The organism is Streptomyces sp. NPDC021100 (assembly GCF_044333095.1).
In the GTDB taxonomy this organism is placed as follows: domain Bacteria; phylum Actinomycetota; class Actinomycetes; order Streptomycetales; family Streptomycetaceae; genus Streptomyces.
Map to the genome: position 1 here is coordinate 77124 of NZ_JBIRQH010000010.1, position 24262 is coordinate 101385.

18 protein-coding genes and 1 pseudogene are annotated in these 24262 nt (G+C 75.4%); 11 read left to right on the forward strand and 8 right to left on the reverse strand.

The genetic code is table 11. The features are described from left to right. Window positions 1-100: 100 nt before the first annotated feature. The 3 genes from ACH4PU_RS19580 to ACH4PU_RS19590 all read right to left on the reverse strand — a co-directional run bounded on the left by ACH4PU_RS19580 (window position 101) and on the right by ACH4PU_RS19590 (window position 3382). The gene (locus ACH4PU_RS19580; RefSeq protein ID WP_398273489.1) at window positions 101-814 is read right to left on the reverse strand and encodes a response regulator; all 714 of its coding nucleotides are present in this window, start codon (window positions 812-814) and stop codon (window positions 101-103) included. A 16-nt stretch (window positions 815-830) separates the two neighbouring features. Continuing rightward, complete coding sequence (locus ACH4PU_RS19585; RefSeq protein WP_398273169.1) at window positions 831-2255, reverse strand: sensor histidine kinase; 1425 nt, start codon at window positions 2253-2255, stop codon at window positions 831-833. 191 nt (window positions 2256-2446) lie between these two features. Next, entirely contained in the window at window positions 2447-3382 is a 936-nt protein-coding gene (locus ACH4PU_RS19590; RefSeq protein ID WP_398273171.1) for an NADP-dependent oxidoreductase, read from the reverse strand. A 117-nt stretch (window positions 3383-3499) separates the two neighbouring features. Here ACH4PU_RS19590 and ACH4PU_RS19595 point away from each other — a divergent pair, with 117 nt between their 5' ends. Next, window positions 3500-3898, forward strand: coding sequence for a winged helix-turn-helix transcriptional regulator (locus tag ACH4PU_RS19595; RefSeq protein ID WP_398273173.1), 399 nt, complete (start codon window positions 3500-3502; stop codon window positions 3896-3898). Between the two features lie 27 nt (window positions 3899-3925). On the opposite strand, the gene ACH4PU_RS19600 is transcribed toward ACH4PU_RS19595, so the two are convergent. Both ACH4PU_RS19600 and ACH4PU_RS19605 read right to left on the reverse strand, forming a co-directional pair. Then, the gene (locus ACH4PU_RS19600; RefSeq protein ID WP_398273175.1) at window positions 3926-4402 is read right to left on the reverse strand and encodes a VOC family protein; all 477 of its coding nucleotides are present in this window, start codon (window positions 4400-4402) and stop codon (window positions 3926-3928) included. A gap of 139 nt (window positions 4403-4541) precedes the next feature. Then, window positions 4542-6314 (reverse strand): protein-arginine deiminase family protein, encoded by a 1773-nt coding sequence (locus ACH4PU_RS19605; RefSeq protein WP_398273177.1) that lies wholly within the window; start codon window positions 6312-6314, stop codon window positions 4542-4544. Between the two features lie 580 nt (window positions 6315-6894). On the opposite strand from ACH4PU_RS19605, the gene ACH4PU_RS19610 reads away from it, so the two are divergent. Both ACH4PU_RS19610 and ACH4PU_RS19615 read left to right on the forward strand, forming a co-directional pair. Then, window positions 6895-8382, forward strand: coding sequence for an amino acid permease (locus ACH4PU_RS19610; protein WP_398273179.1), 1488 nt, complete (start codon window positions 6895-6897; stop codon window positions 8380-8382). A 359-nt stretch (window positions 8383-8741) separates the two neighbouring features. Continuing rightward, window positions 8742-9500, forward strand: a complete 759-nt coding sequence (locus ACH4PU_RS19615) for a transglycosylase SLT domain-containing protein (RefSeq protein ID WP_398273181.1) — start codon at window positions 8742-8744, stop codon at window positions 9498-9500. A gap of 76 nt (window positions 9501-9576) precedes the next feature. Here the strand turns inward: ACH4PU_RS19615 and ligD are convergent, their stop codons facing one another. Continuing rightward, window positions 9577-10539 carry a non-homologous end-joining DNA ligase gene (gene ligD / locus ACH4PU_RS19620; protein ID WP_398273183.1) on the reverse strand — a complete coding sequence of 321 codons (963 nt, stop codon included), beginning with the start codon at window positions 10537-10539 and terminating at the stop codon, window positions 9577-9579. Window positions 10540-11114: 575 nt separating this feature from the next. Here ligD and ACH4PU_RS19625 point away from each other — a divergent pair. The 5 genes and pseudogenes from ACH4PU_RS19625 to ACH4PU_RS19645 all read left to right on the forward strand — a co-directional run bounded on the left by ACH4PU_RS19625 (window position 11115) and on the right by ACH4PU_RS19645 (window position 18585). Further along, a complete protein-coding gene (locus ACH4PU_RS19625) occupies window positions 11115-11927 on the forward strand; it encodes an ABC transporter ATP-binding protein (protein WP_398273493.1) in 813 nt (270 codons plus the stop codon). Between the two features lie 5 nt (window positions 11928-11932). Further along, window positions 11933-14485 carry an FtsX-like permease family protein gene (locus ACH4PU_RS19630; protein ID WP_398273185.1) on the forward strand — a complete coding sequence of 851 codons (2553 nt, stop codon included), beginning with the start codon at window positions 11933-11935 and terminating at the stop codon, window positions 14483-14485. 36 nt (window positions 14486-14521) lie between these two features. Further along, a pseudogene (locus ACH4PU_RS19635) lies at window positions 14522-14944 on the forward strand (erythromycin esterase family protein); the annotation flags it as partial. Window positions 14945-15140: 196 nt separating this feature from the next. After that, entirely contained in the window at window positions 15141-17510 is a 2370-nt protein-coding gene (locus ACH4PU_RS19640; RefSeq protein WP_398273187.1) for an Orn/Lys/Arg decarboxylase N-terminal domain-containing protein, read from the forward strand. Between the two features lie 277 nt (window positions 17511-17787). Further along, a complete protein-coding gene (locus ACH4PU_RS19645; protein ID WP_398273189.1) occupies window positions 17788-18585 on the forward strand; it encodes a maleylpyruvate isomerase family mycothiol-dependent enzyme in 798 nt (265 codons plus the stop codon). 309 nt (window positions 18586-18894) lie between these two features. On the opposite strand, the gene ACH4PU_RS19650 is transcribed toward ACH4PU_RS19645, so the two are convergent. Both ACH4PU_RS19650 and ACH4PU_RS19655 read right to left on the reverse strand, forming a co-directional pair. Then, entirely contained in the window at window positions 18895-21006 is a 2112-nt protein-coding gene (locus tag ACH4PU_RS19650) for a HelD family protein (RefSeq protein ID WP_398273191.1), read from the reverse strand. Between the two features lie 57 nt (window positions 21007-21063). Further along, window positions 21064-22059, reverse strand: a complete 996-nt coding sequence (locus ACH4PU_RS19655; protein WP_398273496.1) for an Acg family FMN-binding oxidoreductase — start codon at window positions 22057-22059, stop codon at window positions 21064-21066. A 203-nt stretch (window positions 22060-22262) separates the two neighbouring features. Here ACH4PU_RS19655 and ACH4PU_RS19660 point away from each other — a divergent pair, with 203 nt between their 5' ends. From ACH4PU_RS19660 to ACH4PU_RS19670, 3 genes are all read left to right on the forward strand, one after another. Continuing rightward, window positions 22263-23108 (forward strand): RNA polymerase sigma-70 factor, encoded by an 846-nt coding sequence (locus ACH4PU_RS19660; RefSeq protein WP_398273193.1) that lies wholly within the window; start codon window positions 22263-22265, stop codon window positions 23106-23108. Window positions 23109-23170: 62 nt separating this feature from the next. Further along, complete coding sequence (locus ACH4PU_RS19665; protein WP_398273195.1) at window positions 23171-23437, forward strand: hypothetical protein; 267 nt, start codon at window positions 23171-23173, stop codon at window positions 23435-23437. Between the two features lie 27 nt (window positions 23438-23464). Continuing rightward, the gene (locus ACH4PU_RS19670) at window positions 23465-24262 is read left to right on the forward strand and encodes a DNA-formamidopyrimidine glycosylase family protein (protein ID WP_398273197.1); all 798 of its coding nucleotides are present in this window, start codon (window positions 23465-23467) and stop codon (window positions 24260-24262) included.

The following is a 24262-nucleotide window of genomic DNA, read 5'->3' on the forward strand; positions in this document are numbered from 1 at the left end:
ATCGCGACCTCCCGGCTCGGAGCCTCAGCACCGTCGCGCGGAGCCGCAGCGCTCCGGCTCCGTGCCGGGCCCCCACGGGTCGGCACCGCGACTCACCGGCTCAGGAACGGAATTCCCCCGTCCCGCCCCGGGCCGCACCAGCCGGAACGCTCATCCCGGCCTCATGGGCGACGACGGCCGCGGCCGCCCGGTTGTCCACCCCCAGCCGGGCCAGGATGGAGCTGACATGCGCCTTGACGGTGCCTTCCACCACGCGCAGCCGCCGGGCGATCTGCCCGTTGGACAGCCCGGCGCCCAGGTGGGCCAGCACGTCCCGTTCCCGGGCGGTCAGGGCGGCCACCCGTTCCCGGGCGGCGGCGCGCCGGCCGGCGGCGGCCCCGGCGCCGCCGCCGGCGAGGTGGGCGACCACCCGGGCGGCCACCTTCGGTGACAGGTAGGCGGCGCCCTCGGCCACGGCGCGCACCCCCGCGATCAGCTCCTCGGGCGCGCCGGACTTGACCAGGAAGCCGGTGGCGCCGCCGGACAGCGCCCGCAGGATGTAGTCGTCCTCGCCGAACGTCGTCAGCATCACGACCCCGGTGCCCGGTACGGCCTCGCGGATCAGGGCCGCCGCCTCGATGCCGCCCGTGCCCGGCATCCGGATGTCGAGGACGGCCACGTCGGGGCGGTGCCGGCGGACCAGCTCCACCGCCTCGCGCCCGTCCGCCGCCTCCGCGACGACGTCGAGCCCGGGGTCGGTGGAGAGGACGGCCCGGACCCCGTAACGGATCATCGGCTCGTCATCGGCGATCAGTACACGGATCGTCTCGTTCATCCCGCTCATCCCGCGCTCACCCCCGCAGCATCGCGAAGGACGCCAGCCGGCCGTCCCGGAAGCAGAGTTGGTACGCGTCGCCCGAGGCGGCCACGAAACGGTCGGCCGTCACCGCGTAGTACTCGCACTCGACCCCCGGTCCCTTGGGCTCGGCCGCCCGTGGCCGGTAGGGCAGCTGACGCTTCGGCAGCAGCGCCGCCACATCGGAACGATTCTGTCCCACGCGCAACGTCGCGTAGGCGCCGGGGCCGAGCACCGAGTCCGTGACCGTCAGCGAGCCCCACACCGTCAGACCGCCGCTCAGCACAGCCAGGGCCAGCACCGGCACGGTGACCGCGGCGGCCAGGGTGCGGCCCGCCCGGCGGCGGGCCCGCCGGTGCTCCGGGGGCAGCGGGACCGACGCCGGAAGCTCCGCCGCCGGTTGCGGCGGTGCCGCGTGCGGCAGCCGGGCCGTCACCGTGAAACCGCCGGTACCGTCAGGACCGTGGCGGAGCTCGCCACCCGTCAGCCGGACGCGCTCGTCCAGCCCGATGAGTCCCCGGCCCCCGGTGGTGAGCCCCTCCGCGGCCGCCGGCGGCGCGGTGTTCCGCACCGACACCACCGTCTCACCGGCCCCGTGCACCACCCGCACCTCCGCCGTCGCGCCCGGCGCGTGCTTCATCACGTTCGTCAGCGCCTCCTGGACGACCCGGTGGGCCGCCCGCTCGACCGGGCCCGGCACCCCGTCCGCGCCGTCCCCGCCCCCCTCGACCCGCGAGGTCACCGCGAGCCCCGAGGCCGCGGCGTTCGCCACCAGCCGCTCGACGCCGTAGTCCGCGGGTCCGGTCGGAGCCCGGTCCGCGTCCTCCCGCAGGATGCCGATGACCTCGCCCAGCCGCTCCACCGCGGCCGCCGCCCGGGCCCGGACGTCCTCGGCCGCCGCCCGGTGCGCCTCCGCCAGACCGGGCGCCAGCTTCAGCGCCCCCGCCGACAGGGCGACCAGACTCAGGTCGTGCCCCAAGGCGTCGTGCATGTCCTGCGCGATCCGGGCCCGTTCCCGCAGCCGGGCCTGCTCGGCGACCAGCCGCCGCTCGCGCGCCAGTTGTTCCGCCCGCGACCAGCCCGCCCGGGCCAGCTCCTGATACTGGCGCCATACCCGCCCCGCGAACCACGGCAGCAGCGCCGCCCCCACCACCAGCGTGACGAACACGCTCCCCAGCGGAAACAGGGCCGGTACGGCCAGCACCGCCACGGCCCCCGCCGCCACCAGCCCGCCGAGCGCGGCGGCCATCGGCCAGGTCCGCCCCGAACGGTGCCCCGCAAGAAAGGCGCACACCGCGCCCGGCAGCGCCCACCACAGGGAGTCGGCCCCCATCCCGGCCGCCAGCACGGCGGCCGGAGCGAGCACCGTTCCCGGGTCGCGGAGCAGCGGGGGCTTGTCGATCGTCGTCGTTCCGTACACCCGACGCACCGTACGCGGCCCGCGGAGCGCGCCGGAACTGCCGGAAGTCGTATGGACAGGCGCCCGGCGGGAGGCTCTGAAGAACGGGCCGGGTGCCGGCCGCGCCGTCGGAACCGGAGCCGGAACCGGAGCCGGCGAGTGGTGCCATCACGCCGCCGGGTACCGAGCCGACAGCGGCGGGGGGGCGCCCGTCAGGGTGTCAGGACCACTCGCCCGCGCAGCCCGCCCTCGGCCAGCCGGTGATGGGCCCGCGCGGCCTCGGCGAGCGGGAGGACGCCGGCGACGCGGGGGGTGAGCCGGCCGGTGTCGGCGAGGGCGGACAGCCGGGCGAGGCCGGCGGCGTCGGCCGCGACCCACAGCTCGGTGACGGTGATGCCGCGCAGCGGGGTCGGCGCCGCGCCGCCGACGACGGAGACGAAGGCGCCGCGGTTGCGGACCGCCCCCAGGGCGGCCACGCCGAGCACGGCGGCGTCGAGGACGGCGTCCACGCCGCCGGGGACGAGGGCGCGGACCGCCTCCGCCGGGTCGGCCGAGCGCGGGACGAACCACTCGGCGCCCACCGAGCGGACGAACGCCTCGTCCTCCTCCGCGGCGGAGGCCACCACGCGCAGCCCGCGCCCGGCCGCCAGTTGCACGGCGTACCCGCCGACCGCGCCGGCCGCCCCCGTGATCAGCAGGGTGGCCCCCGGGGCCAGACCGAGGGCGTCCAGGGCCTGATCGGCCGTCAGGCCGTTCAGCGGCAGGGTGGCCGCCTCGGCGGCCGAGAGGCGGGCGGGGGCCGGCGCGAGGGCGGCCGCGTCCAGGACGACCTGGTCGGCGTAGGTGCCGAGCGAGAGGTCGAGCCGGTCCCGCAGGCCGATCACCCGGTCGCCCGGAGCGAACTCCGTGACGCCCGGTCCGACTTCGTCCACGCGTCCGGCGACGTCCCATCCGATGCCGGTGACCTCTCGCGGTGCCACCAGCCCCGCCGCCGCCAGGGTCCCGGCGCGGGTCAGCGCGTCCACCGGGTTGACCGCGGCGGCCTCGACCCGCACCCGCACCTGCCCGGCGCCCGGCCGCGGCACCGGCACCTCGACGAGCTCCAGGGCCTCCGGTCCGCCTGCCGTCCGTACGACGATCGCCCGCATCCTCGAACACCTTCCGTTCCGTTCTCGCGTTCGGCTGAACGGCCACGACCCTAGGGAGAGTTACTCTCTCTGGGGAAGAAGGCACTTCACAGTGGCCACCGCACCCGAAGGAGAGCCATGGGCACCACGACGCCGGACACGACCGCCGAGGCGCGGGCCGCGTACGACGCCTACCTGGCCGAATGCCCCGCCCGGCAGCTGCTGGACCGCATCGGGGACAAGTGGGTCAGCCTGGTCGTCAACGCGCTCGCCGAAGGCCCGCAGCGCTACTCCGACCTCGCCCGCCGCCTGGTGAGCGTCAGTCAGAAGATGCTGACCCAGACCCTGCGGAACCTCGAACGGGACGGCCTGCTCACCCGGACGGTCACCCCGGCGGTGCCGGTCCGGGTCGACTACGCCCTGACGCCGCTCGGCGAGACCCTGGTGCCGCTGATGCGGGCCATCAAGGCGTGGGCCGAGAGCAACATGGACGACGTCCTGGCGGCGCGCGCCCGTTTCGACGCACCGGCGGACTGACCCGCGAAACGGCGGGCGCCCGGTGGGTCACCCCTCTCCGGCCGCCGCCTCCTCCAGCTTCGCCACGTCGATCTTCGTCATCTCCAGCATCGCCCGCATCACCCGGCCCGCCCGCTCGGCGTCCGCATCGCTCAGCAGATCGGTCAGCCGGCGCGGAATGATCTGCCAGGAGAGGCCGTAGCGGTCCTTCAGCCAGCCGCACGGCCCCTCCTCGCCGCCCTCGGCGAGCCTGGCCCACAGTTCGTCGACCTCCTCCTGCGAGGTGCAGTCGACGTAGAGGGACACGGCCTCGTTGAAGGTGAAGCGCGGGCCGCCGTTCAGGGCGATGAACTGCTGCCCGGCGAGTTCGAAGGTCACCGTCATCACCGAACCGGGCTCCCCGGGCCCGGCCTCGCCGTAGCGCTGGACGTGCACGATCCGGGAGTCGTCGAAGACGGACGTGTAGTGCGCGGCCGCCTCCTCCGCCTGGTCGTCGAACCACAGGAACGACGTGATCTTCTGCATGACGCTCTCCTGACCGCTTCGCGAACACGGTGTTCTCGGGGCACATCGGGCATGGCCCGGCGCTACTCTGCCGTGCGCCCCGGGGGGCCCACAATGTGTACGTCACCCGAACGGCCGCGCGGCGCGATCTGACGGTACGTCAGGGAACCTGCCGGAGCGCGTTGGTGGCGCAGTGGACCTCGCCGCCGCCGAGGTGGGCCCAGGAGAAGTCCTCCACCCAGTGCACCCGTACCCCCTGGGCGCGGAGCCGCCGTTCGGCCTCGTCCCGGAACAGGTCCCGGCCGCCGACCCGGGGGCCGTGCGGGGCCGGCGGGGCGAAGTCCCGCGCGGTGAGGGAGAGTCCGTTGGCGAGCGCGGGGGAGAGGGCGCGGTGGCGGCGCACCCCGCCGCCCGCGTCCTCCTGGGCGTACAGCACGGGCAGCGGCACCAGTTCGTCCCGCCGCAGCCCGGTGGCGCGCAGCAGCACCGACAGCTGCCCGTCGATCCGCCGCGCGGCGTCCGCGTTGTCGCCGGTCCGCCGCTCGTGGTCGAGCATCTGGTCGACGGTCGGCTTCTCCCGGGCGTCGGTGTCCGCGAACGGCACCTGCCCGCCCTCCCCGGCGCGGTGCGCGCGGCGCAGCAGGTCCAGCGCCAGCCGGGGGTCGGAGTAGGCGAGCGTCCAGCCGCGCGCGTTGCCGGCCCGGACGACGTGGACGGTCTCGTCGACGTGGCCGACCAGCAGCCAGGACGTGTCGAGGACCAGCGGCTCCTGCCGCCCCTGGGACCGCAGCATGGTCACGAACGACGGGTCGGGGTGGCGCTCGGGGGTGGCGCCGTAGAGGATCCGGCCCTGCGGGTGGCCGGGGTACGGCGGCAGGGACTCGACGTTGCCGGTGAAGTTCAGCAGCTCGTCCACGCCCGCGTCGCGCCGGGTGGTGTACTGCTGGACGATCCCCACGCCGGGCCCGCGCAGATCGCGGTAGAGCAGCCGGCCGGCCCGGCGGAGGCTCGCGGCGCGGCCGTCGGGGGACGTCCAGTGGTTGGGGGAGCGCAGCAGGATCCGCATGGTGCGGGGGCCCTCGGGGGTCTGTTTGGTGACGTAGCCGGGTTCGGCGATGTCCTGCCGCCACACGTCCCGCCACCACTCGGCCGTCCCCGGCTGGAAGCGCAGGGCGCGGGCGGGCAGGCCGGAGTCCCGGGCCGCCGTGCGCAGCGAGCCGGCGAAGGCGTCCCAGCCGCCCGGGCGCCGGCTGGAGACCGGCACCTCGGCGGGCTGCCCGGTACCGGGCCCGGGGGCGGCGGCGAAGACGTGCCGGGCCGGCTGGAGGTCGTGCTGGAGGAGGACGGGCACCACGCGCAGCCGGACCGTGGCGCCGCGGGTGGCGCCCCGGTCGGTGACGGTCAGGGTGACGTCGACGCGGCCGTCCCAGCGGGCCCGGTCCCGGACGACGTCGCGGCCCTCCACGGCCAGCCGGACGCCGCGCCGCAGCTCGTCGGCCCCGAGCGGGCCGCCGGCCCCCAGCGAGACGTACCGTCCGCCGCGCTCGACGAAGATCCGGGCGTAGCGGGCCTGCGCGGCCGGTACGGACACCCGGGCGCTCGCCCCGGCACCGGTGGCCGTCGGCGGCACCCGCAACGGGGTGAGGTCCTCCAGGTCGGCCGCGCCGTTCACGACCTCGTCGGCGGCGTCGTTGCAGGCGGCGAGGCGCTCGTCCACGGCCGTGTCCAGCCGGTCCAGGTCGCCGGGGCGCAGGGTGCAGCGGCGGGCGTCGTCGTCGAGGTTGGGCAGCAGCTCGGTGCCCTGGGGCGCCAGCAGCCGGGGCGCGGCGGCGGGCGCGGCCTGCGCGCCGGCGGCGGGGACGAGGGCGGCGAGCACCGCCGCGCAGGCCAGCGGGGAGACGAGGGACACCCTCGTGACGGGTCGGTGTGTCATGGACGACACTCTTCCGGCGGGGAACCGGCCCGGCGTCGTCCGGCGGGGTGATCGGCCGCTGCATCCTTCGGACCGGTCGCGGCAGGAATCCGTCCTCTTCCCGGGGGAGGCCGGGAAAACGGCGGCGGATGCGCCTTACCGCCGGAAACGTTGCGCAGTGTAGTCGAACGTCTCCCGCGTCCTGCTCGTGACCTGCGATCTTGCCGTTCGCAGGTTACTTAGCGTGAGTTTTCAAAAATGTCAATTCTCCGCAAACTCTTGACGGCACCTTCACGCGCCTCACACCATTCCCGCATGGACTCGTCAGACACCCAGGAGATCGCCACGGCGTACCCGCGCCGGCAGCACGGCGTCCTCCGACATCGCCCCACGGGGCGACGGCACCCCTCGGGGCGCTGACGTCCGACGTCCGGCGGGAGGAGTCCACCCCCCACTTCCGTATGTCCCGGACTCCCGATCCATCCCATCCCGCTCACACCTTCTGCATCACCAGGACCGGCGTCGCCAGCCGGAGCCCGGGCGGTGTCCCCTGCCGGGACGCCCTCCGGTCCTGCCCCCACGAACGAAGGCGAAGACATACATGAGCGACCGCACTCTCACTGCGGCCGACACGCCCACCGGTGTGTCCGCCCCGGTCACGACGTCCGCGCACGTGGACGCCGGTGACGCGGGCTACAGCAAGGACCTCAAGTCCCGCCACATCAACATGATCGCGATCGGCGGAGCCATCGGCACCGGCCTCTTCCTGGGCGCCGGCGGCCGGCTCGCGAACGCGGGACCCTCCCTGTTCATCGCGTACGCGATCTGCGGCGTCTTCGCCTTCTTCGTCGTCCGGGCCCTCGGCGAGCTCGTCCTCTACCGCCCGTCCTCCGGCGCGTTCGTCTCGTACGCCCGCGAGTTCATGGGGGAGAAGGGCGCCTTCGCCGCCGGCTGGCTGTACTTCCTCAACTGGGCCACCACCGGCATCGCCGACATCACGGCCGTCGCCACGTACACCCACTACTGGCACCTGTTCAGCGACATCCCGCAGTGGGTCCTCGCGCTGATCGCCCTCGCGGTCGTCCTCACCGTGAACCTCATCTCCGTGAAGTACTTCGGCGAGATGGAGTTCTGGTTCGCGATCATCAAGGTCGGCGCCCTCGTCGTCTTCATGGCGATCGGCATCTTCCTGCTCGCCAGTCAGCACGAGGTCGGCGGGCACACGCCCGGCCTGTCCAACATGCTCGGCCACGGCGGCCTCTTCCCGTCCGGCCTGATGCCGATGCTGCTGGTCATCCAGGGCGTCGTCTTCGCCTACGCCTCGGTCGAGCTGTGCGGCGTCGCCGCGGGCGAGACCAAGAACCCCGAGAAGATCATGCCCAAGGCGATCAACTCGATCATGTGGCGTGTCGGCCTGTTCTACGTCGGCTCGGTCGTGCTCCTCACGCTCCTGCTGCCGTACAACGCCTTCACCGGCGGCGAGAGCCCGTTCGTCACCGTGCTGTCCAAGATCGGCGTGCCGTACGCGGCCGGCGTGATGAACCTGGTGGTCCTCACCGCCGCGCTCTCCAGCCTCAACTCCGGCCTCTACTCCACCGGCCGCATCCTGCGCTCGATGGCCATGTCCGGCTCCGCCCCGAAGTTCACCGGCCGCATGAACAAGGGCCAGGTCCCCTACGGCGGCATCCTGCTCACCGCGTTCTTCTGCGTCCTGGGCGTCGGCCTGAACTTCGTCGTCCCGGACAACGCCTTCGAGATCGTGCTGAACTTCGCCGCGATCGGCATCATCGGCACCTGGGGCATGATCATGCTCTGCTCGCTGCTCTTCTGGCGGCGCGCCAAGGCGGGCCTGGTCTCCCGCCCCGCCTACCGTCTGCCCTGGGCGCCCTACACCCAGATCGTCACGCTGGTCTTCCTGGCCGGTGTCCTGGGCCTGATGGCGGCCGACAAGGGCGCCAGCCGCGACACCATCCTCTGCCTGCCGCTGATCGCGGCGGCCCTGGTCGGCGGCTGGTTCCTGGTCCGCGGCCGGGTCGCCCGCACCCAGCGCGAGGCGGAGCTGCGCGAGGCGGCGACGCCGAAGGCGTAACGCCGACGGAACGACGGCACCGGGCCGCGCTCCCCGCGAAGGGGGCGCGGCCCGGCGCGTTTTCGGTCGCGGGTCGTGGCGGGACGTCAACGGGGAGCGGCGGCCGCTGTGAGGCCGCGCATAGGGCCCCGATCACATACGGGCTCCTTTAGTGCTGTGGCTTCCCGAATTCGCGGGGATTTCCCGGTTCTTCAGGGCCGGTGAACGATGCGGGGGAGTAGGTCACAGTGCTTGTCGGGGTTTTCGAGCGCCGCTAAGAATGGTGGGACCGCACGGCGCCGTCCGACCGAGAACGGCGCTTTTCTTTGCGCCGGTCCAGGCCCGTCGCGGTTCCCCGATCCGAAAGGTTCACCCTTCTCATGCGTTCCACTCACTCTGGCTATACCCGTCTGACGAAGGCCCACAAGTTCTCCGCCGCGGCGCTGACCGCCGCCGGTGCCGCCGCCGTCGCGTTCGGTGCCGCCTCGCACGCCGTGGCCGCTCCGGCGCCGGTCAAGCCGGTGGCCTGGAACGCGGAGACCTTCGCCCAGACGCAGGACGCCGAGCGGGCGGACGCCGCCGACAAGGCGGCCGAGCAGGCCCGGACGGACGCCGCCGCGGCCAAGCACGCCGCCAAGGCCAAGGCCGACGCCGACGCCGACGCCAAGGCGAAGGCGGATGCCAAGGCCAAGGCGGATGCCAAGGCGAAGGCTGATGCGGACAAGGACCGTGCGCAGAAGCAGGCCGCGAACCGCTCCACCGCCCGTAAGCCGCTGCAGAAGCCGGCCGCTCCCGCCGCTCCGGCGCCGAAGGCGTACGGGAATGACCTGGAGGGCTGGATCTCGCAGGCCCTGGACATCATGAAGGCCAAGGGCATCCCGGCCTCCTACGACGGTGTGAAGCGGAACATCATGCGGGAGTCGACGGGTAACCCGCACGCGATCAACGACTGGGACGTCAACGCGGTCAACGGTGTGCCGTCGAAGGGTCTGCTGCAGATCATCGACCCGACGTTCAAGGCGTACCACGTCGAGGGCACGTCCTGGGACATCTACGACCCGGTGGCCAACATCGTCGCGTCCTGCAACTACGCGGCCGACAAGTACGGCTCGATGGACAACGTCAACTCCGCCTACTGACGGAGAGCGAAAAACGCACCCCCGGAGGGCGGCGGCACCGGAAACCGGATGCCGCCGCCCTCCGGCATTCCCCCGCTCACCCGGGGCGCGTCAGATCCGGCCGCAGCCGGTGCCAGATGGGGTGGCGGAGGTGCCCGGCCGGGGTCCAGCCGGTGAGGGTGATCTCGGCGACCAGCCGCGGCTCCACCCAGTGGACGCCGGTCGCGTCCACCGGCCCCGCGAACGGCGAACCGTCCCGGGCCATCGCGTCCAGGAAGCGGGCCAGGTCACGGCGCTCCTGCCCGGAGAGGCCCGAGCCGACGGAACCGACGTACCGCAGGCCGGACGGCTCCTCCACACCGGCCAGTACGGCCCCGGGCAGCCCCGCGATCACTCCCCGGCCCTCCGTCCAGCCGCCGATGACCACGTCGAGCGTGAGCAGGTGCTTCACCTTCCGCCAGTCGGGTGACCGCACGCCCGGCAGGTAGAGGGAGGCCAGCCGCTTGGCGATGACACCCTCGTAGCCGTGGCGCAGCGTGGCGTCCCAGGCCCGCCGCGCATGCCCCTCCAGGTGGGTGGGGACGGACCAGCTGCGGCCGGTCAGCCCCATGCCGTAGAGGATGGCGCGGCGCTCCCCGTAGGTCGCGCCGAGCAGGGAGCGGCCGCTCAGGTGCATGACGTCGAAGATCATCAGGTGGACGGGGTACTCCATCGCCAGGTGTGCCGCGCGGCGCGGGTTGGCGATGCCCATCCGGCGCTGGAGCAGCCCGAAGTCCGGCCGGCCCCGCTCGTCCAGCGCCACCAGCTCGCCGTCGAGCACCGCGGACCGGCCCTGGAGCTGCGCGCCCAGCTCCAGCAGCTCCGGGTAGGTGGCCGTCACGTCGTTCCCGGCCCGGCTCATCAGCCGCACGGTCCCGTCCCCCGTGGTGCTGACCACGCAGCGCACCCCGTCCCACTTCACCTCGAACCCCCAGCCCGCGTCCTCGCCGTCGGCCGGCAGCGGGCCGGGGACGGTCAGCATGGGCCGGATCTCGGGGAGCCGGGCGACGGGCAGCGCCATATCTCCGATGATCAGGGCAATGCCGGCTTTTCGCAGGTCATTCACCCGTGCGGGGCAGCGGCCGCGCGCTCGTCTCGGTCAGGTCCGGGCCCCGCTGTCCGAGGGGCCCGATAGCCTCGCATGACCAGTGACTCCCTGTGTCCGCGCCTGTCGGCGCGCCGGAAAGCAATCGAGGTCGTCGTAGGTGCTGTGCGCGATATGCCAGAGAACGCCGGCTGTGGGGGCGACGGGGTGCTGCGCCGCCTGCGCGGTCCCCGGTGCCCCGCCGACCGGCGGGCCGGGGTACGGCGGCGGGCCTGAGGCCGCGCCGGGGGCCGGGCCGCTCCCCGCCGGGCCGCCGCCCCCGTACCCCGGGCCCCTGCCCGGCCCCGTCCCGCGCCTCGCGCCCCCGCCGGCCCCGGCGCGTCCCCTCCAGCCCCCGCGCCCCGCCTCCGCCCACCCCGGTGGACCGGGCAGCGCCCCCGCCTGACCTGGGGAAAACCCCACCCCCCGAGCCCGGCTGTCTCCATGGTCCGCCCGTGTCCCCGTTCCGTAGCGTCGGCGGCGTCGACAGCACCGGCGGAGAAAGGGACACCATGGCGTTGCGCCGCGACCGCATACCCACCGAGGAGCGCCGGGGCACGGCCCCGGCGGTCGAGCTACGGGCCGTGCGGCGCCGGTACGGGCGGGGCGAGGGGGCCGTCGAGGCGCTGCGCGGGGTGGACCTCGCCCTGCCCGGCGGGAGCTTCACCGCGGTGATGGGCCCCTCCGGCTCGGGCAAGAGCACCTTTCTGCAGTGTGCCGCCGGGCTGGACCGGCCCAGCTCCGGCGAGGTGCTGCTCGGCGGCGAGGCGATCACCGGGCTGAGCGAGGACCGGCTGACGAAGCTGCGGCGCAGCCGCGTCGGCTTCGTCTTCCAGTCGTTCAACCTGCTGCCCTCGCTCACCGTGCAGCAGAACGTCCTCCTCCCGCAGCGCCTGGCCGGCGAGCGCCAGGACCGCCACCGCGCCCAGCAGCTGCTGGCCGAGGTGGGTCTGGACCGGCACGGCCGGCGCCGCCCCGGCCAGCTCTCCGGCGGCCAGCAGCAGCGGGTCGCCATCGCGCGGGCGCTGATCACCCGGCCCGAGGTGGTGTTCGCCGACGAACCGACCGGCGCCCTCGACACCCGGTCCGCCCACGAGGTCCTGGGCCTGCTCCGGCGGGCGGTCGACGCGCTCGGCGCCACGGTCGTCATGGTCACCCACGACCCGGTGGCCGCCGCCCACGCCGACCGGGTGCTCTTCCTCGCCGACGGCCTGCTCGCCGGCGAGCTGACCCGCCCGGACCCGCAGGCGGTCGCCGACCGGATGGTCGCCCTGACCGCCGCGTCCGACCACCGCCCGGCCCCGATGCCGACGGCGACGGTGTGAGCCGCATGCCGAACGGACTCGCGCGGGCCTCCGTCCGCTTCAGGCCCGCCTCCTTCGCGGGCAGCCTCGTCGCGCTGCTGTTCGCCTCGGCGATCATCACCGCCTGCGGGGTGCTCCTCCAGACGGGCATCACCGCCCACGTCGTACCCGAGCGCTACGCCCACACCCCGGTCGTCGTCGCCGCCGATCCCTACGCCCGCATCACCACCGGCCACGGCGAGAACCGGTCGACCAGCGAGTCCGCGCTGCCCGGCCGCGGACGGGTGCCCGCGGCGCTCGCCGCGCTGATCGCGGCCCGGCCCGGCGTGGCCGCCGCCGTCCCCGAGCAGGCGTTCCCGGTACGGGCCGGGGTCACGGCGCTTCCCGACCTCACCGGACGGCCCTACGGAAGCGCCGGCGTCGCCCTCGCCCCCGGCGCCCGCCCGCTGTCCGACGGTCGCGCGCCGCGCTCCGGCGAGGTGGTCCTGGACGCCGCCTCGGCGCGCGCCGCCCGCCTCGCGACCGGCGACCGCGTCACACTCACCGGACCCGGCGGGACGGCGGCGTACCGCGTCGCCGGCCTGGCCCGGGAGGGCGCGGGCCGGGCGACCGCCTGGTTCGCGGACGCCACCGCCGACCGGCTCTCCGGCCACCCGGGCGCCGTGGACGCCATCGCCGTACGCCCCCGGCCGGGCACGGCCACGTCCGACCTCGCCCACCAGGTCCGGCAGGCCGTCGGCGACGGACCCAAGGTGCTGACCGGCGACGCGCGCGGCGCGGCCGAGGAGCCCGGGCTGACCGACGCCCGGGAGCTGTTCACCGGTATCGGCGGCTCCTTCGGCGGCATCGCCACCTTCACCGCCGTCTTCGTCGTCATGGGCACGGTGGCCCTGGCCACCGGACAGCGCGCCCGCGAGTTCGCCCTGCTGCGCGCGATCGGCGCCACCCCGCGGCAGATCCGCCGCACCATCGCCACCGAGGCGGTGATCATCGCGCCGCTCGCCGGCGCCCTGGGCATCCTGCCCGGGCTCGCCCTCGCCCACTGGTGGTTCGGCGAACTCGACGAGCGCGGGGCCGTCCCCGACGGCGTGCGCCTGGACGTCGGCTTCATACCGCTGACCGTCGCGGTCGGCGCCACCCTGCTGTCCGCGCTCGTCGCCGGGTACGCCGCCGCCCGCCGCTCCGCGCGGCTGCGCCCGAGCCAGGCCCTCGGCGAGGCGTCCGCCCAGCCCGTCCGGCCCGGCTGGATACGCACCCCGCTCGGCCTGGCCGCCCTCGTCGGCGGCGCGTTCCTCGCCGGTCTCGCCGCCGACCAGAACGGCGAGACCGCCGCCAACACCGCCCTCGGCGTCGTCATGTGCTTCCTGCTGGCCGTCGCCCTGCTCGGCCCGCTGGTGGCCCGGCTCTGCGCGACCCTCCTCGGGCTGCCCCTGCGTACCCGCGCCCTCGGCGCCGCCGGGTCGCTGGCCGCCGACAACTCCCGCGCCCAGGCCCACCGCCTCGCCTCCGCCATCACCCCCATCGTGATGGTCACCGCCTTCTGCGGCACCCTCCTCTTCCTCCAGGGCACCATCCGGCACGTCGCCGACCGGAACGTCCGCGACGGCGTCGTGGCCGACCGCGTCCTCACCACCACCGGTCCCGGGCTGCCCGCCGCCACCGCGGAACGCGCCGCCCGCGTCCCCGGCGTGGACACCGCCGTCGGCGTCCTGCGCACCGGAACCCTCCACAAGGTCGGGGACGGGCTGTCGTCCGCGACCGCCCTCGGCGTCTCCGGCGACCCGGCCCGGCTCCCCGCCGTCCTCGACCTCGGCGTCCGGACGGGCTCCCTGGCCGGGCTCGGCACCTCGTCCGACACCGTCGCCGTCGCCACCACCCTGGCCGACAGCCTGCACGTCACACCCGGCGACCGGGTCCCGCTCTGGCTCGCCGACGGCACCCGGGTCCGGCCCCGGCTCGTCGCCACCTACGAGCGGGGGCTCGGCCTCGGCGAGGTGCTGCTGCCCCGGTCCGCCGTCGCCGCCCACGCGGCCACCGCCCTCGACAGCCACGTCCTGGTCAAGGAGGCCCGCGGCGCGGACCGGGCGGCCGTCGCCCGGCGGCTCGCCGAACTGGGCCCGCCCGGCACCACCGTCACCGACGCGGCCGGCTTCGCGGCCGCGGCCGACCGCGACCAGGAGCTCAACGCCTGGGCGAACACCGTGATGGCGGCCGTGCTCGGCGGTTTCGCGGCCGTCGCCGCCGCCAACACCCTCGTCATGACCGTCCTCGACCGCCGCCGCGAGGTCGCCCTGCTCCGCCTGACCGGCACCACCCGCCGCCAGGTGCGCGACATGATGCGCTGGGAGGCCCTCCTGGTGGCCGCCAGCGGTCTGACTCTCGGCGCCGTCATCGTCTGGATCACCCTGGCCCCCATCGCCCGGGGCGTCACCGGCTCCGCCCCCTACGTCTCACCCGTCACCGTCCTCACCCTGACGGCCGGCGCCGTCCTCCTCACCGTCACCGTCACCGCCACCGCCCTCCCCACCCGCGCCCTCCTCCGCCGGGCGCCGCTGGCGGCGGGGGCGGAACGGGGGTGAGACGGCGGGCGGACGGCGGGCCCCGCCCACAACGGCCACATCGGCTACCGCAGCGGCGACCCGGTGAACTACCCCAAGAAGCAAGGCGCGTTCCTTCACGACCGGCTCGGCACGCGCTACGCCTCCGTCGGACTCACCTTCCACCACGGGACGTTCAACGGCGTCGGAGCCGACGACGCCATGCTGGACGCCAACGTCCGGCGGTTCACCGTGGCCGCGGCGCCCGGCGGCAACGAGGACACCCTCGACCGCGTCCGCCACCGCGACTGCCTGCTCGACCTGCGCACGGTCCCCGCCCCCGCCCGCGACGGGCTCCGCACGCCGCGCCCCGCGCTCGACTACGGCACCGCCTACCCCGCGCCGCGCAAACCGGTCGCCCTGGCCCGCCACTTCGACGCGCTGATCCACCTGCACTCCGTACGGGCCTCGGACCGCCTCCCGGCGGGTACCGGCGGCTGAGCCCACCGCGCCTCCTGCCGTGACGCGCCCGGCGCCCGGCCGCGCCCCCCTGAGCCCGGCAACGCCACGGCTCCCCACCCACGGGTGGTTTGAACGCACCCGGCCCGTCGCGCGCCGCCCCGCGCGCCAGACTGGTCGGAGGACGACCCGATGATCCGATGCGGGATCCGGGCGGACCGCGCGCAAGGGGGACGAGATGGCCGTCGGCACCGTGCTGTTCGCGCTCGGCCAGGACCCGCGGGACCAGGGCGCGCGAGGCGAGCAACTGCGCAGGATCCGCGCCGCCCTGGAAGCCGACGGGCTGGAGGTGCGCTGGGCCGGCACCGCGGCCGACGCCCGCGCCGTGCTGCGCACCGAGGCGGGCCTCGCCGCCGCCGTGGTGGCCTGGGACCTGCCCGCGGGCGGCCACGCCGGGGACGAGCCGGGCGGCGCGTCCGTCCTCCGCGGCGCCGGCCGGCGGTTCAAGGACCTGCCCGTCTTCCTCGTCCTCACCGACGAGGCCGACGAGGACCTCGACCGGCTGCCGCTATGGGTCGCGGAGAGCGTCGTCGGCTACGTCTGGCCGCTGGAGGACACCCCCGGATTCATCGCCGGCCGGATCTCCGGCGCAGCCCGCACCTACCGGGAGGCCGTGCTCCCGCCCTTCTTCAAGGCGCTGCGCCGCTTCGACGACGCGCACGAGTACTCCTGGCACACCCCGGCGCACGCCGGCGGCGTCGCCTTCCTCAAATCCCCGGTCGGACGCGCCTTCTTCGACCACTACGGGGAACGGCTGCTCCGCAGCGACCTCTCCCTCTCCGTCGAGGAGCTCGGCTCCCTCTTCGAGCACACGGGCCCCATCGGCGACGCCGAGCGCAACGCCGCCCGCATCTTCGGCGCCGACCGCACCTACTTCGTCCTCCACGGCAACTCCACGGCCGACCGCATGGTCGGCCACTTCTGCGTCTCCCGGGACGAGATCGCCCTCGTCGACCGCAACTGCCACAAGTCCGTCCTCCACGGACTCGTCCTCTCCGGCGCCCGTCCCGTCTACCTCGTCCCCACCCGCAACGGCTACGGGCTCGCCGGGCCGGTGCCGCCGGCCGAGACCGCGGCGGACGCGGTGGCCGGCCACGTCGCCCGCAACCCGCTGGCCACCGACGCCGCGCACCCCCACGCCGAGTACGCCGTCATCACCAACTCCACCTACGACGGCCTCTGTTACGACGCCGTACGGGTCGCCCGGCAGCTCGCGCCCAGCACGCCCCGGCTCCACTTCGACGAAGCCTGGTTCGCCTACGCCCGCTTCCACCCGCTCTACGCCGGCCGCTACGCCATGTCCGTCGGCCCCGACACGTTCCCCGGCCCCGACCGCCCCACGGTCTTCTCCACCCAGTCCACGCACAAACTCCTCGCCGCGCTCTCGCAGAGCGCGATGGTGCACATCAGGGACGCGCCCCGGGCCCCCGTGGACCACGAGCTGTTCAACGAGGCGTTCATGATGCACGGCACCACCTCACCCCTCTACCCCGCCCTCGCCTCCCTCGACGTCGCCGCCGGAATGATGGACGGCCCCCAGGGCCGCTGGCTGATCGACGAGGGGATCACCGAGGCCGTCCGGTTCCGGCAGGCCGTCGTCCGCACCGGGCGGCGCATCACGGCCGCGGGCGACCGGCCCGACTGGTTCTTCGGCGTCTGGCAGCCCGACACCGTCACCGACCCGAGCACCGGGGCACCCCACGACTTCGCCGACGCCCCGCCCGACCTGCTGCGCACCGAACCCTCCTGCTGGGAGCTGGCCCCCGACGCCGCCTGGCACGGCTTCCCCGGCCTCACCGAGGGCCACTGCATGCTGGACCCCGTCAAGGTCACCCTGACCTGCCCCGGCATCGACGCCACCGGCCACTGGTCCGACACCGGCATCCCGGCCCGCGTCCTGACCGCCTACCTCGCCACCCGGGGCATCGTCGTCGAGAAGACCGACAGCTACACCACCCTCGTCCTGTTCTCCATGGGCATCACCAAGGGCAAATGGGGCACGCTCCTCGACGCCCTCATGGACTTCAAGGCGCTCTACGACGCCGACGCGCCCCTCGACCGCGTCCTGCCCGGCGTCGTCGACCGCCATCCCCGCCGCTACGCCGGCACCACCCTCGCCGAGCTCTGCCACTCCATGCACCGGCACCTGCGCGACACCGACCTGGTCACCCTGCTGGACACGGCCTTCCGTGAACTCCCCGAGCCGGTCGCGCCACCGCAGCACTGCTACCAGCGGCTGATCCGCGGCGGCACGGAGCGCGTACGCCTCGCCGACGCGGCCGGCCGCGTCGCGGCCGCCATGGTCACCGTCACCCCGCCCGGCATCCCCGTCCTGATGCCCGGCGAGTCGACCGGCGCCGCCGACGGTCCGCTGCTGCGCTACCTGCGCGCCCTGGAGTCCTTCGACCGGGCCTTCCCCGGCTTCCGGAGCGAGACCCACGGCGTCACGGTGGACGAGGAGACGGGCGACTACGGCATCGCCTGCCTGCGGGCCGACGAGGAGGGCCCGAGCCGGGCGTCGGCGCCCGGCCGGCCGGTCACCAGGTGACGGGGAGCTCCTCGACGCCGTGGACCGTCGTGGCCCGGCGGAAGCGGAGGGCGGATTCGGGGACGGCGAGCCGGAGGGCGGGGAAGCGGCGATGTCCTTTCCCGCGGGGAGGCCCCCGGCGTTCCCGGTGCGTGGAGCGCGCGCTGTGCGCCGGGGATTTCACGACCGGTGGCCTTTTCCGGCGCTGTCCCGGATCGCGGACCGCATCCCGGTCCGGGGCCCCGCCGGTCCCGGGCCGGCTGCGGCTGCCGACCGCCGCCGGCGGTAAGGTCGGCGTATGGACCTCGTAGCCCATTTCCGCCGCGAGACGCGGGCGTTCGAGGACGCCGTCCGGCGCGCCGCCCGCGCCGGGGAGGCGCCCCTGGTCCCCTCGTGCCCCGGCTGGACGGTCAGCGACCTGACCGGGCATCTGGGCTGGGTGCAGCGGTTCGTGGCCCGGATCGTCCGCGACCGCCTCCACGACGCTCCCGAACGCGTGGACACCGCCTTCCTCGACCTGCCCGCCGACCGCGCCGGCTGGCCCGACCCCGCCCACCCGCCGACCCACGGGCCGGTACCGGCCTCCCTCGTCGACTGGTTCGCGGACGGCGCCGCCGCGCTGGCGTCCCTCTTCGCCGAACGGGATCCCGCCGACCCCGTGTGGACCTGGTCGGCGGACCGCACCATCGGCTTCTGGCTGTGGGCGCAGACCTTCGAAGCGGCCGTGCACCGCTGGGACGCGGAGAACGCCCTCGGCGCGCCGGGGCCGTTCGACGCGGAGCTCGCGGCGGGCGGTGTCGGGTGGTTCCTCGGCACGGTCGTCCCGGCCTGGCGGGCCGGCGGCCGGGCGGCGCCCGGCGCCGGCGAGCGGTTCGGCTTCCGGCGCACCGACGGCGAGGGCCACTGGACCGTCCACTTCGACGGCGACACCGTCCGCTACGCGCCGGGCCCCGGCCCCAGCGACGTCGAACTGTCCGGCAGTGCCTCGGACTTGACGCTCTTCCTCTGGCGCCGCATCGCCGCGAAGGGGCTGGCGGGCGTGGAGGGTGACCGAGCCCTCCTGGAGCGGTGGACGGCGCTGGTACCAACGGTCTGACCGTCGTCCGGTGTGCCCCGGCCCCTCCTCCAGAGGGGGCACCCCCGTTCACCGTTTCTCGTGGAGGCGAGCCCCCGCACCCCCCCGCCGCGCCGGCGCGAGGGTCTTCGACGGGGGCGCCAGGGTGGTTGTGGCCTCGCACGGCGCCGTGCCTCCGGTGGCGGCCGTACCCCCCCGGCGCGTCGCGCGCCCTGCTGCCGGAGGGCGCGCGCGGGCCCTCGGCGGACGCCGCCACCGCCAAGGGCCGGCGCCACCCGGGCCGCGGCCGCCCAGGCCCGTCGGCCCGCCACCGTTCTCGTACGTCCGCCGTCACCCCGCCAGCGGCCCCGGCAGGGGCCGGCCGTGGAGGATGTCCAGGCGGGAGACGGCCCGCGTCAGGACGACGTACAGGCGGTGCAGGCCGCGTGGTTCCGCTTCGGCGATGGCGGCCGGCTCGATCACGATGACGTGGTCGTACTCCAGGCCCTTGACCAGGGTCGCCGGCAGGACGGTGACGCGGGCCGCCGTGCCCGTGTCCTCGTCCTCCGCTGTCGCCGGCGTGATGCCGGCGGCGCGCAGGGCTTCCTCCGTCCGGGGCAGATCGACGTCCGCGGTGATCACCGCGATCGCTCCGTCCCGCCTCAGCGCGGCCCGGACCGCCGGTGCCACGGCGGCCACCGGATCGTCGACATGGCGGATCGTCAGTTCGCCGTCCGGGCGCAGGGAGCGGGCCCGCGGTACGTTCACGCCGAGTGCGGGGACGAGCCGGCCGGCCAGTTCCATGACGGGGGCCGGGACGCGGAAGCCGGTCGTCAGCGGCACCACCGCCGCGTGCGGCTTGCCCAGCCGGTCCAGTTGGGCCGCCCAGTCGCGCGGCGCCCAGGGCTCGGTGGCCTGGGCGAGGTCGCCGAGTACGGTCAGCGATCCGAACCTGCTGCGCCGGGCGACGGCCCGGCACTGCATCGGCGACAGGTCCTGGGCCTCGTCCACCACCACGTGCCCGTAGCCCTCGGGGTGTTCGATCAGCCCGGCGACCTCGTCCAGCAGGAGCAGGTCCGCCGCCGACCAGCGGGCGCCGCGGTACGAGCGCGGGGGGCGGTCCCGGCGCAGGGCGGCCTGCTCGGCGGCGGTGAACAGCCCGTCCGCCGCCGCCGCGAGCGTCCCGGCGTCGCCCAGGAGGGCGGCGACCACGTCCTCCGGACAGGTCACCGGCCACACCGTGTCGAGGAACGAGGCCACCGGGCGGCAGCGGCCGACCTTCCGCTCCCAGGCCGCGCCACGCGGGCCGGCCCGGCGCTCGGCCTGCCGCCGGACGAGCGCGACGGCGCGGGCGCGCAGGTGCTCGCGGCCGGTCGCGTACGGCAGGCCCCGGCCGCGGACGTCGGCGACGGCGTCGGCGAGCGCCTCCTCGGGCACGCGCCAGCGGTATGAGCCGTCGGTGACGACCAGCGGCTCCCGGGGAGCGGACAGCCGGGCGTGCAGCGCCCGTTCGAGGACCGCGGCCATCCGCTCGTCGTGTTTCAGTACGGCCGTGTGCGCGTCGTCGGCCGCCCGGACGGGGTGGCGGGCGACGAGGTCGGCGACGGTGAGCTGGGTGACGCCGGACTCGCCGAGCGCGGGCAGGACCTCGGAGATGTAGCGGAGGAAGGTCCGGTTGGGGCCGATGACGAGGAGGCCGCCGCGGCGGAGCCGTTCGGGGAAGGTGTAGAGCAGGTACGCGGCGCGGTGCAGGCCGACGGCCGTCTTGCCGCTTCCGGGGGCGCCCTGGACGCAGACCGAGTCGGCGAGGCCGCCGCGGACCAGGTCGTCCTGTTCCGGCTGGATGGTCGCCGCGATGTCGCGCATCGGCCCGAGCCGGGGCCGTTCGATCTCCGCGGCGAGCAGACCGCTCGCGGCGGCCGAAGCGGCGGCCGGCCCGGCGGCCCGGGCGGGGCCGAGGTGTTCGTCCTCCAGCGCGGTCAGGTCGTCGGGGGCGCCGTCGCTCCCGGGCGCCCAGCCGAACCGGCGGCGTACGGCGACGCCTTGGGGGTCGCGGGCGCTCGCCTGGTAGTAGACGCGGGCGACCGGCGCCCGCCAGTCGATCACCAGAGGCGGCGCGGCCGGGTGGACCGCGACGCGGCGCCGGCCGACGTGATACCGCTGCCCCCGGTGGTCGCCGGCGGCGGGGCCGTCCTCGAAGTCGAGCCGTCCGAAGAACGGCGGGCCGTCCGGTTCCTCCGCCAGCCGGCGGGCGCGGGTCCGCAGGTACCGGCCGAGCGCCTCGGCGCTCGCGCCGTCGCCCGAGACGTCCTCGCCTTCGGTGACCCGGCCCCCGGCGTCGGCCACTTCGTGGCGCGCGGCCTCGCGGCACGCCATCGCGTACTCCCGTTCCTCGGCGAGCGCGGTGCCCGGAACGCCGGCGGCCGGCCGGCGTTCCCCGGATTCCTGGATGTGGGGCGGCATGGGTGAGCGCTTCCTCTCCACGGTGGATGGTGACGCCCCCAGGATAGGTTAACCGAGTTAAAAATATGCCTGGGTTGTGTCCTGGGTTCCCCGGGCGGGCGCGCCCGCCGTGAGCGCCGCCCGCGGCGTCGGCGCGCCCTGGGGGCCGTAGCCCAGGCGGAAGAGGAACTGCGGGCGGTTGGACTCGCCGCCGAGGGCGCTGCGGAGGTCGGGCCACTCCAGGGCCTGGTGCAGCGGGCAGGTGCGGAGGCCGCGGGCGGTGGCCAGCAGGAGGACGCGTTGCAGGGCCTGGCCGGCCCGGAGCCAGTCCGCCGGGCGGTCGCGGCGCGTGACCACCAGGGCGAGCTGCGCGTGGCGTTCGAAGGGCACCGCCGGGGCCCGCCGGGCGCGGCCCGCGCCGGTGAAGTCGCGGACCGGGATCCGGCCCGTCGCGTCCAGCGGCCCCAGCGCGGCGGCCGGGATCCCGTAGGGGAGGTTCCCGGCGTGCACCCAGGCACGGCTCTCCCGGACCCGCGCCGAGTCGCGGCGGTTGCGCCGCTCCGCTTCGGCGGTCAGGGCCAGCATGCGGCGGGTGGCGACGACGCCGGGCAGGTACAGCCGGGCGCCCTCGGTCAGCACGGCCGACGCCAGCTCGGTCAGCGTCCGGGCGGGCACGGGCCGTCCCGTGAACGGCGCCCGGCTGGTACGGCGCAGGGCGACGGCCTCGTAGAGGTCCGGCTGCCGGGAGGTGTCCGGCGGGAGGCCGGTGAGGTCCACGACGGCCACCAGGCCCGGGTCCCCGGCGTCGGGCAGCAGCCGCACCCGCGGCCGGCGGCCCAAGTGCCCCGCCGCCACCCGCAGGTTGAACAGGGCCGCGCCGACGGACAGCAGCCGCGCCCGCCCCGTCGGATCGGCGGCCGGCAGCCACCGGTCCGCGGCCGGGCGCACCTCCAGCCGGAACGTGCCCGGGACCGGACGGATCTCCCACGGCTGCGAGTTGTGGATCGACGGGGCCGCTGCCGCCGCCGTCAGTAGCGTCTCCAGGTCGGTGGTGCCGAGTCGCGCCGCGCCCATCGCCATCAGTCCCCTCCGCAGATCAAGGGTTGTTCCGCCGCCCACGCTGCGTGGCCCGGCGGTGGCCCGCCAAGGGCCGAAAGGCCCCGGTGGACGGGAATCCGGCCCCCGTTCCGCCGCGGCCGGCCGGCTCCCGTACGGTCGTACGAACGGGCCGGTATTCCGGCCGCGCGCCGGAGCGGGGAACGGGGAGACCGGGGACGATGGACGACGTGTTCGAGGGGCAGCGGCCCCTGCTGCTGGGGATCGCCTACCGGATGCTGGGCAGCATGTGGGACGCCGAGGACGTGGTCCAGGAGGCGTACCTGCGCTGGGCCCGCACCGACCGGGAGACCGTCCGCGAGCCGCGCGCCTTCCTCGCGACGGTCGTCTCCCGCCTCGCCCTGGACCAGCTGCGCTCCGCCCGCGTCACCCGCGAGGCGTACCGGGGCGAGTGGCTGCCGGAGCCCGTCGCCACGGACGCGGCCGGGCCGCTGGACACGGCCGAGCTGCGCGACAGCCTCTCCTACGCCACCCTCCACATGATGGAACGGCTCACTCCGCCGGAGCGGGCGGTGTTCGTGCTGCGGGACGCCTTCGAGATGCCGTACGAGCAGATCGCCGAGGTCGTCGGCGCCTCCGCGGCGACCTGCCGGCAGATCCACCGCCGCGCCCTCGGCCACCTCACGGCCGCCCGGCCCCGGCCGCGGCCGTCGCGCGAGGAGCACGAGCGGCTGCTCACCCGGTTCCTGGAGGCGGCGGCCGGCGGTGACCTGGCCGGGCTGAAGGACCTGCTGAGCGCCGATGTGACGGTGTGGAGCGACGGCGGCGGCAAGGTCAGCTCGGCCCAGCGGCCGGTCTTCGGCCGGGACAAGGCGGCGGCACTCGTGCTGGGGCTGGCGGCCAAGTACGGGATCACCGCCCGGCGGTTCGTCGAGGTCAACGGCGAGCCCGCGCTCCGGCTCACCATGCGTGGCCGCGGCCAGGTCATCCTGATCGACGTACGCGACGGCCGGATCCACGCCATCTTCGCCGTCCTCAATCCGGACAAACTCCGATACGCGGAGTGAGGGACGGAACAGGCGTCACGCGGCGTTCGTGTCGTTTGTCCCCGGTGGCTCGTTGGCACGGCATGAACAACCGCATCATGTCGCGCATCGCCGCCGGGTCGCTGCTCCTCCTCTCCGGCGGCCTCGCCACCGCGACCACCACCGCGTACGCCGCCGAAGGCCCGACGGCCGCCCCCGCCCCCGCCGCCTCGGGTGTCACCCAGCGGCTCTCCCACCTCGCCGCCACCGGTGACGCCACGGCGGGCCGGGCCGCATCCTGGGTGGAGGACACCGTGCCGGAGGAGGTGAGCGGCCGGGTGTCCCTCAAGACACCGCTGTCCCGCGACTGAGGGACCGTACGCCGTGGGAGGCGCCGCATGCCCGAGGGCGACACCGTCTGGCGGACCGCGCGGCGCCTCCACCGCGCTCTGGCGGGCACCACCCTGACCCGCAGCGACCTGCGGGTCCCCGCCCTGGCGACGACCGACCTCGCCGGCCGGGACGTCGTCGAGGCGGTGTCGCGGGGCAAACACCTGCTCCTGCGGGTGGACGGCGGCCTCACCCTCCACTCGCACCTCGGCATGGAGGGCTCCTGGCGCGTCCACGCCGCCGGCGAGCGCCCGCGCGGCGGCCCCGGGCACCAGATCCGCGCCGTCCTCGCCAACGACCGCCACGTCGCGGTCGGTTACCGCCTCCCCGTGCTCGAACTGCTGCGCACCGCCGACGAGTCCACCGTCGTCGGCCACCTCGGACCGGACCTCCTCGGACCGGACTGGGACGCGGCGGAGGCGCTGCGCCGCCTCCTCGCAGACCCCGGACGGGCCGTCGGCGACGCGCTGCTCGACCAGCGCAACCTCGCCGGCGTCGGCAACGTCTACAAGTCCGAGATCTGCCACATGCTGCGGATCTCGCCCTGGCTGCCCATGGGGCGGGTGCCCTCACCGGCCCGGCTGCCGGCCCTGGCCCGGAAACTCCTCGACGTCAACAAGGACCGCTCCGCCCGGATCACCACCGCCGATCCGCATCCCGACCGCCGCCTCTGGGTCTACGGCCGCGCGGGCCGCCCCTGCCGCCGCTGCGGCGGGCCGGTCCGCCTCGCGGACCAGGGGGAGCCCGGCCGGGAACGGCCGACCTACTGGTGCCCGCGCTGCCAGGGTGGGTCGGAGGGCGCATGA

Bases quoted from the DNA above. Each gene is read 5' to 3' on its own strand.
- ACH4PU_RS19650 (WP_398273191.1), bottom strand. From the start codon at position 21,006: ATGCCGCCCCACATCCAGGAATCCGGGGAACGCCGGCCGGCCGCCGGC.
- ACH4PU_RS19625 (WP_398273493.1), top strand. From the start codon at position 11,115: ATGGCGTTGCGCCGCGACCGCATACCCACCGAGGAGCGCCGGGGCACG.
- ACH4PU_RS19665 (WP_398273195.1), top strand. From the start codon at position 23,171: ATGAACAACCGCATCATGTCGCGCATCGCCGCCGGGTCGCTGCTCCTC.
- ACH4PU_RS19610 (WP_398273179.1), top strand. From the start codon at position 6,895: ATGAGCGACCGCACTCTCACTGCGGCCGACACGCCCACCGGTGTGTCC.
- ACH4PU_RS19655 (WP_398273496.1), bottom strand. From the start codon at position 22,059: ATGGGCGCGGCGCGACTCGGCACCACCGACCTGGAGACGCTACTGACG.
- ACH4PU_RS19600 (WP_398273175.1), bottom strand. From the start codon at position 4,402: ATGCAGAAGATCACGTCGTTCCTGTGGTTCGACGACCAGGCGGAGGAG.
- ACH4PU_RS19670 (WP_398273197.1), top strand. From the start codon at position 23,465: ATGCCCGAGGGCGACACCGTCTGGCGGACCGCGCGGCGCCTCCACCGC.
- ACH4PU_RS19660 (WP_398273193.1), top strand. From the start codon at position 22,263: ATGGACGACGTGTTCGAGGGGCAGCGGCCCCTGCTGCTGGGGATCGCC.
- ACH4PU_RS19590 (WP_398273171.1), bottom strand. From the start codon at position 3,382: ATGCGGGCGATCGTCGTACGGACGGCAGGCGGACCGGAGGCCCTGGAG.
- ACH4PU_RS19605 (WP_398273177.1), bottom strand. From the start codon at position 6,314: ATGACACACCGACCCGTCACGAGGGTGTCCCTCGTCTCCCCGCTGGCC.
- ACH4PU_RS19630 (WP_398273185.1), top strand. From the start codon at position 11,933: ATGCCGAACGGACTCGCGCGGGCCTCCGTCCGCTTCAGGCCCGCCTCC.
- ACH4PU_RS19640 (WP_398273187.1), top strand. From the start codon at position 15,141: ATGGCCGTCGGCACCGTGCTGTTCGCGCTCGGCCAGGACCCGCGGGAC.
- ligD (WP_398273183.1), bottom strand. From the start codon at position 10,539: ATGGCGCTGCCCGTCGCCCGGCTCCCCGAGATCCGGCCCATGCTGACC.
- ACH4PU_RS19580 (WP_398273489.1), bottom strand. From the start codon at position 814: ATGAACGAGACGATCCGTGTACTGATCGCCGATGACGAGCCGATGATC.
- ACH4PU_RS19595 (WP_398273173.1), top strand. From the start codon at position 3,500: ATGGGCACCACGACGCCGGACACGACCGCCGAGGCGCGGGCCGCGTAC.
- ACH4PU_RS19645 (WP_398273189.1), top strand. From the start codon at position 17,788: ATGGACCTCGTAGCCCATTTCCGCCGCGAGACGCGGGCGTTCGAGGAC.
- ACH4PU_RS19615 (WP_398273181.1), top strand. From the start codon at position 8,742: ATGCGTTCCACTCACTCTGGCTATACCCGTCTGACGAAGGCCCACAAG.